6 protein-coding genes and 2 pseudogenes are annotated in these 12,230 nt (G+C 52.8%); 2 read left to right on the plus strand and 6 right to left on the minus strand.

Annotation, left to right across the window (positions count from 1 at the left end; translation table 11 throughout):
• The 5 genes and pseudogenes from GT753_RS25975 to GT753_RS19215 form a co-directional block, all read right to left on the minus strand.
• A pseudogene (locus GT753_RS25975) lies at positions 1-203 on the minus strand (DUF637 domain-containing protein); the annotation flags it as partial.
• A gap of 68 nt (positions 204-271) precedes the next feature.
• Positions 272-647 (minus strand): annotated as a pseudogene (locus GT753_RS25980) (DUF596 domain-containing protein).
• 293 nt (positions 648-940) lie between these two features.
• Complete coding sequence (locus GT753_RS19205) at positions 941-1,543, minus strand: hypothetical protein (RefSeq protein WP_075686804.1); 603 nt, start codon at positions 1,541-1,543, stop codon at positions 941-943.
• Positions 1,540-7,290: a DUF637 domain-containing protein gene (locus GT753_RS19210; protein WP_230857999.1), complete on the minus strand. Its 5,751-nt coding sequence runs from the start codon at positions 7,288-7,290 to the stop codon at positions 1,540-1,542. Before GT753_RS19210 ends, GT753_RS19205 begins: the two co-directional genes overlap by 4 nt.
• A gap of 61 nt (positions 7,291-7,351) precedes the next feature.
• On the minus strand, positions 7,352-9,019 hold the full coding sequence (locus GT753_RS19215; protein ID WP_041922265.1) for a ShlB/FhaC/HecB family hemolysin secretion/activation protein: 1,668 nt from the start codon (positions 9,017-9,019) through the stop codon (positions 7,352-7,354).
• A gap of 367 nt (positions 9,020-9,386) precedes the next feature.
• Here GT753_RS19215 and GT753_RS19220 point away from each other — a divergent pair, with 367 nt between their 5' ends.
• Both GT753_RS19220 and GT753_RS19225 read left to right on the plus strand, forming a co-directional pair.
• Entirely contained in the window at positions 9,387-10,841 is a 1,455-nt protein-coding gene (locus GT753_RS19220; protein WP_015378725.1) for an SIR2 family protein, read from the plus strand.
• The gene (locus GT753_RS19225; protein ID WP_015378726.1) at positions 10,838-11,329 is read left to right on the plus strand and encodes a TIR domain-containing protein; all 492 of its coding nucleotides are present in this window, start codon (positions 10,838-10,840) and stop codon (positions 11,327-11,329) included. The genes GT753_RS19220 and GT753_RS19225 overlap by 4 nt, the downstream gene beginning before the upstream one ends.
• A 64-nt stretch (positions 11,330-11,393) precedes the next feature.
• Here the strand turns inward: GT753_RS19225 and pstB are convergent, their stop codons facing one another.
• Positions 11,394-12,206, minus strand: a complete 813-nt coding sequence (gene pstB, locus GT753_RS19230) for a phosphate ABC transporter ATP-binding protein PstB (RefSeq protein ID WP_004941613.1) — start codon at positions 12,204-12,206, stop codon at positions 11,394-11,396.
• Between the last annotated feature and the right edge of the window lie 24 nt (positions 12,207-12,230).

A 12,230-nucleotide genomic window follows, 5' to 3' on the forward strand; every position in this document is an offset into this window, starting at 1 on the left:
CCCTCGGCCTGCACCTGGCTGCCGATGTTCGCCAGCAGCGCATTGGTCAGGTTGTCCTTGAAGCTGCCGCCATTGATGGCGGTATTCAGGCTGGAGCTGATGACCGATTGCCCGGCCACCCGCTGCGCCACTTTGCTCCAGTCGCCGTTGCTCAGCTGCGGCAGTTTGACGTTGTTCGGGTTAAGCGGTTTGCCCGCCGCGTCCTATCGGCGTTTATATGGGATACAACATCAAGAGAAAACGACTCCGAAGAGCCGTTTCTGTGAGCAGGTCAAGTCCAATCTTCATAGCCGCTGTCATGGATCCAGACAATTCCACCTGGGCATTCTTCTGTCAGAAACCAGAATCCGTCGAAGGCATCGGCATCCATTTCCTCCTGATTTTTTTGGGAATTTTTCGCGATATAGTGCAATCTGTTCATCGATACCTCCCTCCAGGAATTCGCCTCGGCTGGCCAGTTTGATCTTCCCGTCTTCGAGCAAGCGTTGAAGAAACGCAAAGAAATATTCTTTCTTTTCTTCAAAAGGGAAGGCATCATTCCAAATGTCCTCATCTGGGCAACTGACTTCCCAAAGAGCACCTATAGACATACCTTCCAACGTATACACTCTTTCTTCATATAATGAATCTGAGATTATTGGTTTCATTTTAATCACCTGAATTTTATTTCAACTTTCTTAATATTTTGCCCAACAGTGTCACCAACACTTGATTTGCCGACTATATCAATAGTCCAGTGAGCTTTTGTCTTTTCATCGCCACTGAATAACTCAAACATCTTTTAAGCATCCAATAAAGCTCAACACTAAATAAGAGAGAGCGGATGCCCCCTGAAAAGCAGAGTATCATCACATAATGGAGACACCAACAGGCATCTCCAAACTCATTAAATTAACGACATTACGCTGACGCGTTTTTATTTCTGATGATAACTATAACGTTACTGTCCATACATGGTTTTAAAATACTGATTGATACTCTTGCTGGGTATCAATCTATCGACAGTAAAATCAATAGAATCCGATACTGCGATCCCAGATTTCAGTTCATCAGGAAAATCATCAATACTCCCGTACACCGTCGGCACCAGATAACGATAGTAATCTCCCATTTCACTTTCGCCATCATAACCAACTGGATAATCTTCTCCTGGATAATTTCCCTCTACTGCAAAGTAGATAAAAACACCTTTATTAATTGCAAAGTTTGCTTCACTAGATAGTCTATTTTTAGCAAAAGCCTCATCATGGCTTTCTTTCACTTTTTCTTTCGTTTTTGGTCCTATCCATGCAGGAAATAAATCAACTAAATATCCCCCAGCTTTATCTTCAGGATATGAAGTAAAAACCTGAGACTCTTCATATAAGTATTCAGAAATGTTAATAAGCATATCACTAGCATCTTCTGAAAGAAGTATACATCGAGGTAAATCCCCCCAGCAGTTATTAACAAAAACGCCTATCCTGCCGTTTTTGTCCATGGCATACCATGTATAAATCTTTCCTGCTCCAGGTGTCCAATCAGGGGTTAGATCGTTATTCATTTTTTCACTCCATTCGGCCATGTACTTTCACAGTTTTTGCAGGCGCTAATAACATGATCATTTTTTAACTCTTTATCTCGATATACAAATCGAGTTCTATAGGCATCGGTAAACTTGACATCTTCTGGTCGAACACCTTGGCGAATAAGCTTATCTGCTGCATTTACCTCTGCGCACGCACCTGCTTTATTATTACATAACTTGGTGAACTCCCCTATTTTTACTCCCAACTGTTTTTCTATATATTGAACAGTTTGTGGATGCAGTTTTTCAGCGATAATCTTGCTATCACTCGCTCCCACGGCTATCCTTCCTGACCGAGAGTCATAGGCTCCAATCATTGCTGCAATCTCAGATGCCTGCGTGTTTGATTTTAATCCTAGTATCTCTGCTTTTAGCTCATTTTCAGCCAGCTTGATATACTTTAAATCCGCCAGTTTTAGCAGTGACTTAGCTGCTACATACTGTATAAGTTTCCCCTCAGAGGAAGGAACGCCGGCCGCCACTATCTCCACGGCCTTTTTCATGTCCAACGTTTGGTTGGACATCACCACATCAAGTGGAATGCCGAAGAAACTCCCCCACGCGGTAATGATGCCTTTTGCTGCATCCTGACCTTCTGGCATATTGCCCTTTGCGTAACGAACAAACGCGGCTGAGACTTGGTCAGGGCTTTGGCCTTCAGTATCCAACTGCTCACCAAGAGACGCAATGCCCTGAAAATAGCGTACCCCCTGCTCCCCAAACATAAACTTCAAGTGCTCTTGGTGGTTGAAACGAGTCACGCTCTCCGCTGAATCGGCTCCGCTATATGCTCCCCCTGGCTTACCAGTAAAGACAGCGCCAGCTATAGCCCCTGCGACTCTGGCCATTTGCGCCTGCTGTTCCGATTTCTTCTGCCACTCCTCTGGCTTGATGATATTGTCGCCCAATATCACCCCGGCCAGCTCCGCCGCCAACGCCCCGGCAGCAGCCCCTTTACCGTCGCCGCGCCCGATTTCCGCGGCGATGCCCGCCACAACCGCATGGCTGACTGACTTCCCGGCCGCGCCCAGGACTTCGCCGTTATCCCCAATCAGATTGGCGCCCTCGGCCTGCACCTGGCTGCCGATGTTCGCCAGCAGCGCATTGGTCAGGTTGTCCTTGAAGCTGCCGCCATTGATGGCGGTATTCAGGCTGGAGCTGATGACCGATTGCCCGGCCACCCGCTGCGCCACTTTGCTCCAGTCGCCGTTGCTCAGCTGCGGCAGTTTGACGTTGTTCGGGTTAAGCGGTTTGCCCGCCGCGTCCTTGCTCCAGCCCATAGCGCTGTCGAAGCCGTTGAGCGCGCCGCCGATCGCCATCGCCGTGGCGGTCGCCTTGACGTTTTCATTGCTGCCCAGCGCCTGCAGGGTTTTCGACAGGTTGCCTTGATTCTCCACCAGCGCGACTGCCGCCTGGGAGGCCAGCGAAGACATCCCGGCGGTGACCGCGCCGCTGGTTACCGCCCCGCCGCCCACGGCGCCGGAAACGCTGGAGGCCGCCGTGGCCGCCAATGAACTGCCTGCGGTCACCGCCGCGGCCGCGATGGCGATCACCGCCGCCACCGCCGGGTTCAAGTGCTGGCTCTTGTAATCCCAGCTGTCGTAGGCGTCCTTGACCTTGCTCCACTGCACGTCGTTGCGCTTATTCAGATCTTTGACCCAGGTAGTGCCCGGCGTATTGCCCAGCGCGTCGATAGCGCTTTGCAACGCCTGCCCGTTTTTTACCTTCACATCGGCGCTGACGCCCTTGGCGGCATCCACGGTCAAGGCGCCACCGGTATGAATGCTCGGCAGCACCCACTTATTGTCTTCATAGCCTTTATTGGCCTGCTTGATAAAGAAGCCTTTCGAATTGCTGACGGTCTGTTCGAAAGAGGTGTTTTTCACCGCGCGGAAGTTAACCTGGCCATGCGTGCTGGTCAGGCGCGCGTTTTGCCCGGCGGCGATTTTGCTGGCTTCATAGGTGCTGTCGTCGCGGCTCATCAGCGTGATATTGCCGGCGGCGGTAAACTCGGTAACCTTGTTGGTCACGTCGTGGCGGGTCTGCTTAACCTCGGTTTTCTTGCCCCACCATTTGCGCTTGGTTTCCTTTTTTTCGTAATGGCTGGACTCTTCCATCGCCTGGGCGTAGAGATAGCCGCCCTTGGCGGCGATATCCATATTCCCGGCGCGCATGGCTTCAGCCTGGTTGTGGGCGTCGACCTGAGCTTTTTGCTTAGCCTCGTCTGCCCCTTTGCTTTTAGCTTCATTGCGTGCGGTAGTCAGACGTGATTGTGCGCCATCGCGGTCTTGGGTGGCCTGAGAGAGGCGCTGTTGTGCATCATTGAGGGCGGATTGTTCGGCATTGATTTCATTGGGGAGCGCATTCGCTCGCTTCTCCTTTTCCAATAAATCATGGGTAATGCCGATACCTTCGGCTGCGATGGCAGCACTTTGTTGCCATAAACCCCAGTCGTTTATTTCCATTAGCTTGCCGTGCTTGGCTGTAAACTCTTGAGATTTCTTGATTACCTCCGCTTGTCTTTGTTTTAGCGAGTTAATGTCACGCTGCAGCGTAGTTAACTCATTGCTTTTACCGTGCTTCGCTTGTTCAGCGCGACTCTTATCCTGCTGCGCCTGATTAATGCGCTGCTGCGCATTTTGAAGTTGCTGCTCGGCAACGGCGATGCGGCTGCCCCAATCAGTCACCGCTACCGGCGGTTTCCAGTTTGCCCCCAACCCTTTCACTACCAGTTTGGTCGCCTGGAACAGAATGCTGCCGCCGGAAATCACCGTCATCAGGCCACCGGCATTCAGCTCGGTCCCTTGCTGGGTGCGAGTTTCGGTAAATTCGTTGCCACCTTCTCGGTAAGTGTGGTTTTGCACCGCCTCGAAGCGCATATCGCCGCCGGAGGTTAGCGTCATGTTAGCGCCGGAAGTCAACCTGGCACCGTAAGTCAGCAGTTGGTTGTTCGCCGCCGCGGTCAGGTTTTTCCCGGCGCTGAGGGTAGTGACCACATGGCGATCGTCTTTGTTGTTGTCGTTGGCAGCATCAATGGCGGAATAGGCGACATTCGATAACCATAGATTCTGCCCGGCCAGCAGCGTGATATTGCCGTTGGCGGAGAGCGCGCCGCCCTGGGTGCCGATGTCGCGGGCCGAGTTAATCAGTAAATTACCGCCAGCGTGTATCTTGCTGCCGAGTTCTGGGGTACGTGAGGTTGCAAAAAGATGCCCAGAATTACCGCCCAGCGCCCGGTAGTTGAGGTCGGCATTATGCCCGGCCAGCAGCGTCACATCCTTGCCGGCATTGATGTTGACACCGCGCAGCGCCAGATAACCGCCGCTATTGAGTGAGACCGAGCCGGTGGCGTTCAGTTTTCCTGTGTTCAACAGGCCATTGAAGTAGTGTTGCAGCTTGTCTGATGGCAGATATTCACCGGGACGATCGCGCATCAGTACGGCATCATTTTTGATAAGAGAGATGCTACCGGAAGCAGTCATGCTGATATTGCGACTTTGTGGCGCCAGCAACGTATTGAGCAGCGTAATGGTGCTGCCTGCAGTCAGCGTCAGGTCACGAGAGGCCAGCAGACTGCCCAGCCAACGCACACCATTCTGATGGTAGTAATTAGGCTTTTCGCTGGTGTGAACTTTTATCTCACCGGTACGCGCGGTAAGCGTGATGTCTTGCCCTTTCAGTTCGCTTTGCCATACATCGATAGTATTAACGGCGCTCAAATTCAGCTCTTTGCCGGCAGAAAGGATACCTTGACCCAGCACGATGCGGTCTTCGGCGATAGCGGTGATGTTGCCTACCGCGTTGATGGCATCGGTATTGACGATATTAGCCGCATGCAGGAGTACATTCTTTGCCCTGATAGTTTCCGGGCGCCCAGCCGTATTGATGTCGTTTAATTGGCTTTCATGGGGCATCACCGTTCTGATTTCGATCTGATTCTTGAAGTCTGCAGTCAGATTGCCATCAGCGACCATACCGCCATCAATTATACCGTCATAACTCCAACGGAAAGCTCGCTCTCCGGTATCGACATAACTTAATGGGGGGTAAGGCCATCCCAGCTTTTCATATTGGATGTAAGCTTCCGTATCTGGTTTAAATTTGTTGAAGCGTTCTTTTGTACCAAAGGCGTGGTTGATGGAACTGAAGGTATTACCTGTAAGGATCATATCTCCTTTAGCCTTCAGTTGGCTGGCATCATTCCACAATGAGCCAGCATTAATGTAGCTGTTTTTGCCAGACGCTATAATGGCAGGAGAAGAATTAGAGGTAACGCGGGTTCGAACTCGCTCATCGAGTATCCAATTAGCTAAGTGCCGATTTGCATAAGTACATTCCTCCGATGTCGTGCAAGGTAGCAGCCATTTCTCCCACTTCGACATGTCTTCTTTATAAAGATCTTGTCGGTTTTTTATATCTCCGTTTTTATACGCATTGAATACGCTACCAAATAATCGCATTCCTTCTTGATCAACAGGCTCTATTTGGTCAGAAATCGCCAATGTCTGCCGCACGTTATCAAGCTTGTTGGTACGAATAACCAAATCGCCACTATTGGTCTGAATGCGCGCGGAGCGATTTTCTATCTGTTTAGATTTATTCCCCTGAGCATCTTTCTGGATCCAAAGATTATTGTTGCTATGCAATGCGGTGTTGTCACCATCACGTAATGCCACATTGCGTATCGTATCGGCAAACACCCGCATATCGCGATGTGCCGTAACATTACCGTTGTTATTAAGCGTATCAGCGGCCATCGTCACGTCACGTTCCCCACGAACCTTCACGCCCGATGAGATATGAATTTCTCTGGCGCTGGCGTTCAAGTCTGTCGCGGCGTGTGTATTGCCCAACTCAATCATCCCGTTAACGCTCAGCGTAATATCCCGCTGTTTGCTGGTGAGGTCTTTCAGGTTCACCCCTACTCCATCCTCATTGGCCACCAGGCGGATTTTGTTGGCGTACATGCCGCCCAGCGCCTTGGTATCCACGGCCAGTTGGGGCTTAGCGCCTTCACCGGCGATCGGTTTGATGCTGCCGTCCTTGAAGCTGATGCGGTTGGCGCCCTGGGTCAGCGACAGATTTTGTGCATTGATTTTGCCGTTCAGCTCGGTGGCGCGGCTGATGATATCGACGTAGTCGGCGCCGCTACCGTCCAGCCCTTTACCGCCGATGGTGACACCGCCTTTTTTCACCTCCAGCGCTTCCAGCGCGCCCTGCTTGTCGAACTGCGGTTTGCCGGTGGTCAGCGTCACGCCCGGCGCATTGATAAAGCCGCAGCCGTCGCAGGTGATGCCATTCGGGTTAGCGATCATCACGTTGGCCTTGTTGCCGAATACCTCGAGCTTGCCCTGCAGCTCGGAACGACTGCCGCCGATCACCTCATTGATGATCAACTCCGCCGGTTTTCCCTTCAGGTAGGTGTTGCCCTGCGCGCTGTAGATCTCCACGCCCAGCTGCGTTTTGCCGCCGTGCGTGGCGTTATTCAACACGGCGCCCTGTGGCCCAACGTTGAAATCTTTATAGGTGTTGTGCGAGATGCCCGCACCGTTCGGCGTGGCGATATTCACCACCGGTACGTCGCCCGGCTTGATAACCACCTGCGTATTGCCGTTAGCGGCGGTGATACCGGCAGCGAACGCCGGGTGCAACGGTTGGAAAGCCGTCAGGTAGATCAGCAAATAGCTGGCGCCCCGCGCCAACGGAGGGTTGAGCTTATCCATATTCATTCCTTCGAAAGGATGTTGTTGTGAACGCCGAGGGCGTTCCTGCTGTGTGCTGGCGTTATAACGTGACGGTGGCTTGCCAGTAGGCCACCCAACGATCCGGTTGCAGGCTGTCTGGGTGCGTCAGCGGTTTACCGACGGTGATCGCCTGATTAAACCAACGGCCGCTTAGCGTGGCGCCCAGCGCCGCACCGACGACGCTGCCGCCGTCTATCTGCCCGGCGCGCCCCTGCAGCCAGCCGGCGTCTAACGCGCCGGTCAAAGAGAGCTCCCCCAGTCCCGGCAAGGTCTGCCATTGCCAGTTGAGTTCATTGCGCCAGTAGGCGCCGCGATTACCGGTCAGGTACTGCTCTTTAAAGCCGCGCACCGAGTATTGCCCGCCGATGGAAATGCGCTCGCCGGCATACAGGTTGTCTGCGCTGGTTTGCCCGTAGGCCGAGGTCAGGTAGTAAAGAGAGGGGGCGAGCGGATAGAAATAACTGGCGCTGAGGCCAAGCTTACGGAACTCGCTGCGCGGCGCCCCGTTTCGCTCAGGATCGTCGGCGGTGGCGCCCAGCATGCGCAGCCCACGGCTTATCGTTGGGTTCAGCGTCATATAACCGCCGCCCGTGACCGTACTGTAATTGAGGCCCAGGCTGGCGATGCTGAGCGTCGGGCTGCTGACGCTCAACCGTTCCCCCGCCAGCTTATTTTCCGTGGTGCGCCGCGCCAGCCCGATATCCACAGCCAGCTTACGTTTGCCATCCCGCAGCAACGTGCGGTTGGCGCCCAAACGCTGGGTCTGGTTATTGCCCTGATAGCGGTAAGCGGCACCGTTGAACGGCACCTGCTGGAAAAAATCGTTCCAGGCATACTGATAGCTGAACAGCCAATAGCCATAGGGTAAGGTGACGCTGCCGTTCAGGCTGCGGCTGCGATGATGCGGGCTGAAATCGTTATTGCGCGCTGCGGAAAGCGACCATTGATCCGCAAGACGCAGCGGATTATCCAGCGAGAAGGCGGCGTTCATCTGTCCGGTGCCGGTGCTTTTCTGGCCGCTGTTATCCGCGCCGAAAGAAAAAGAAACCGGCGCGCGCGTGGCGCCACGCAGCAAAACCACGTTGGAAAAGCCGGGTTGCTCGCCAGGTTGGATATCGATAGTCACCTGTTGCGAGGGCAGGCGGTTGAGCTGCTCCATGCCCTGCTCAATATCGCGCAGATTCAATACGCCACCAACCAGACCGGGGAACGCCATCTTCAACGCTGGCGTCTGCTCGCCGTTTTGCGTGATGGACTCGATTCGCCCCTCGCTGGCGCTGACGATCAACACGCCGCGGGAGATATCCTGCTCCTGCAGCCAGGCCTGTGAGGTGACATAGCCGCGTTGCAGATAAGCGTTGGTGGTTTCGCGCACCAGACGGTTGATGTGCTCCAGCGTCAGGCAGCGCCCCTGATACGGGCGCGCCAGGCTTTCTTTTACCGACCAGGAAAGATGCTCGGCGCCCTCAAAAACAATCTGCCGCACCGGCTGGCAAACCGCTCCTGCGGCGGCCGGCACAGGCAGCGGTAACGCCTGCAATTCAACGTTATTTTGCAGCGCCTCGCGCTGTTGCTGGGCCTGTTCCAGCAACGTTTTCTGCTGTTGGGTAATGCTGTCGCGATCGGCAGGGCTGGTGATTTCCGCGCACCACGCAGAGCTGCAAAACACCAAAAGCACAGGCCAAACCCTCGGCTTCCATGCACACATTTAAATACATCCATTTACATTAATTTACACACCTTAGCGGAGTATATACATTTTATGCCACCAATCAATAATAATGAGAATTATTTTTGTTTGATCTAAATCACAACGCGGAAAAAATGCGCATATGCCACAGCTACTGCAGCTTATTACCCAGAGCGCATTTAATTAATATTAAAATTAAAAAAAAGAATAATAAAAACAAATAAATTCAATATAAAAATAACACGCTCAATATCGACAAAAACAAACAAGCAGAGTTTACAAAGTTAATTCACCCTTTTATCTTGGTAGTTCTATTCGCATAATTAATTCATAAAAAACATAGTTATTAGTTAATCAATAAAGAAAAAATATCGGGAATAATCTCATGTTTAACCGTGATATAGAACTGTTTATTCGTGATTACGTTAATGATATTAAGGCTGGCAGCGCTGCGCTGTTTGCCGGCGCCGGGCTGTCCATCCCCGCCGGTTTCGTCAGCTGGAAAGAGCTTATCGGCGATATCGCTTATGAACTGGAGCTGGATATCGAAAAAGAGAGCGATCTTATTTCCCTGGCGCAGTATCACCTCAATGAAAAAGGCAACAGACATAAGATAAATCAAAAAATCATTACAGAGTTCGCTGAACAGGCGGAAGAAACAGAAAACCACCGGATTATCGCCAGATTACCGATAGCGTCACTTTGGACCACTAACTACGACGACCTGATTGAAAAAAGCTATGCCCGTTATAATCGCGTATGCGACGTTAAAACCACACCGGAAAGCCTGACCAATAACATTCACAAACGTGATGTTGTTTTATATAAAATGCATGGTGACTATAGAAATCCCAACCAGGCGATTATCACCCGCGAACAATACGAAACTTACTCCCGAACACACCTTCCCTTTATCAACATGCTGATGGCGGAACTGACCGCTAAAACGTTCCTGTTTATCGGTTTCAGCTTCGAAGATCCCAATCTGCAGTATGTGTTGAGCCGCCTCTATGCACAGTATGCCGAAGGGAAAAGAAATCACTACTGCATTATGCGGCGCGTTCAGCTCGGCGACAGCGGCAGTGAAGATCAGGCGTCCTGTGACTACAACAGCCGTAAACAAAGCTTGATGATCAACGATCTGCGCCGTTACGGCATTCAAACGCTGCTGGTGGATGACTATCGGCAAATCACCGACCTGCTGTATGCCATCGAAACGCAGTTTAAGAAAAGCACGGTGTTTATCTCCGGCAGCGCCGACAACTACCATCCTTATGCCCGTGAAGAGTCCATCCAGTTCATACATCGTCTGGCGCGCCTGCTTATCCGCAAACAGCACCGCATCGTCAACGGCTTCGGCTGGGGCGTAGGCACGGCGGTGATCAACGGCGCACTGGAAGCCATTTACGACAGCCAAGGGAAAATCAGCGAAAGCCAACTGGTGCTGCGTCCGTTCCCCCAATTCGCCAGCGGCGGCATTACCCTACCGGCACTTTGGCACGAATACCGTCAGAACATGATTTCGCTCAGCGGCATCGCAATCTTTTTGTTCGGCAACAAACGCAACGCCGAAGGCGAATACGTGCTGGCCGACGGTTTATTGAAAGAGTTCCAGATCGCCACGGAACAAGGCTGCGTCTGCATACCTATCGGTTGTACTGGCAGCGCATCCGCCGAGATCTACCGAAAAATCAAGGAGGAAATGAAAGAAACCCTCTACCACCGCCACCCCGCCGCCATGAATCTGCTGGATCAGCTTAACGAACCGGGCAGCCTGGCGGAGAAGAAAAAATGCCTGTTGGCACTTATCGATATCATTACTAAGGATAACCCCCGATGACCAGAAAATGTTTTTACAGTTTCCATTATGAGCCGGACAACTGGCGCGCTTCTCAGATACGTGAAATGGGCACGCTGGAAGGTAACCGGCCGGCCACGGATAATGATTGGGAGGAGGTGAAAAAAGGCGGCGATAAAGCCATTGCCGATTGGATCAAAAGCCAGTTGGACAATCGCAGTTGCGCCGTGATTCTCGCCGGTAAAGATACCGCTAATCGCAAATGGATTAATTTCGAAATCTGCGAGGCCTGGAAAAAAGGCATGGGCGTGCTGGTGGTGTATATCCACAATTTGAAAGACAGCGCCGGCGACCAAACCACGAAAGGTAAAAACCCGTTGGATCACATCAAGCTGGGTGACACAAAACTCTCCGCTATCGCCAAAGCCTATGATCCGCCTTACCTGACCAGCACCAATGTCTATAACCACATCAAAGAAAATCTGGCTGAGTGGGTAGAAGAAGCGATCCGCATCCGCGCAAATTACTGATGCCCCTGATAGACAAAAGGCTGCATGTTGATGCAGCCTTTCGTTTGTTTATAGCCCAAACGCCTCACCCATACCGCCCGGTAATATAATCCTCGGTGCGGCGCTGGCGCGGCGAGGTAAAAATCGCGTCGGTATCGTTGTATTCCACCAGCCGCCCCTGATGAATAAAGGCGGTGTAGTCGGAGACGCGCGCCGCCTGCTGCATATTGTGCGTCACCAGCACCACGCTATAGCGCTGCTTGAGTGCGGAAATCAGCTCTTCGATGGTCAGCGTGGAGATCGGATCCAGCGCCGAGGTCGGCTCGTCGAGCAGCAACACCTCCGGCTCGATGGCGATGGCGCGCGCGATCACCAGGCGCTGCTGCTGGCCGCTGGACAAGCGGAACGCGTTTTCGCGCAGCCGGTCCTTCACCTCATGCCACAGCGCGGCGGCGCGCAGCGAACGCTCCACCGCCTCATCCAGCAAACGCCGGTCGCGCACGCCCTGCAGCCGCAGGCCGTACACCACGTTTTCATAGATCGATTTCGGGAACGGGTTCGGCCGCTGGAACACCATGCCCACCCGCCGCCGCAGCGCCGCCACGTCGATCTGCGCGCCGGAGATCGCCGCGCCGTTCAGCTGCAGTTCGCCCTCGATACGGCAGTTGTCCACCAGATCGTTCATGCGGTTGAAACAGCGCAGCAGCGTCGATTTACCGCAGCCCGAGGGGCCAATCAAAGCCGTCACCCGGTGCTTCGGGATACGCAGCGAAATATCATGCAGCACCTGTTTGTCGCCATAAAACAGGTTCAGGCCGTTGACCGCCAGCGCGGTCTGTTCATCGTCGAGATGCTGGACATCCAGCCGGGGCAAACTGCCTGGCGTCATCAAACCCATTACGCACTCCCCAAAAATAGCGTC

The sequence above is a fragment of the Serratia sp. Z4 genome (genome assembly GCF_009900725.1).
GTDB classification, from domain to species: domain Bacteria; phylum Pseudomonadota; class Gammaproteobacteria; order Enterobacterales; family Enterobacteriaceae; genus Serratia; species Serratia nematodiphila.

Bases quoted from the DNA above. Each gene is read 5' to 3' on its own strand.
- GT753_RS19205 (WP_075686804.1), bottom strand. From the start codon at position 1,543: ATGAATAACGATCTAACCCCTGATTGGACACCTGGAGCAGGAAAGATT.
- GT753_RS19215 (WP_041922265.1), bottom strand. From the start codon at position 9,019: ATGTGTGCATGGAAGCCGAGGGTTTGGCCTGTGCTTTTGGTGTTTTGC.
- GT753_RS19210 (WP_230857999.1), bottom strand. From the start codon at position 7,290: ATGGATAAGCTCAACCCTCCGTTGGCGCGGGGCGCCAGCTATTTGCTG.
- GT753_RS19220 (WP_015378725.1), top strand. From the start codon at position 9,387: ATGTTTAACCGTGATATAGAACTGTTTATTCGTGATTACGTTAATGAT.
- GT753_RS19225 (WP_015378726.1), top strand. From the start codon at position 10,838: ATGACCAGAAAATGTTTTTACAGTTTCCATTATGAGCCGGACAACTGG.
- pstB (WP_004941613.1), bottom strand. From the start codon at position 12,206: ATGGGTTTGATGACGCCAGGCAGTTTGCCCCGGCTGGATGTCCAGCAT.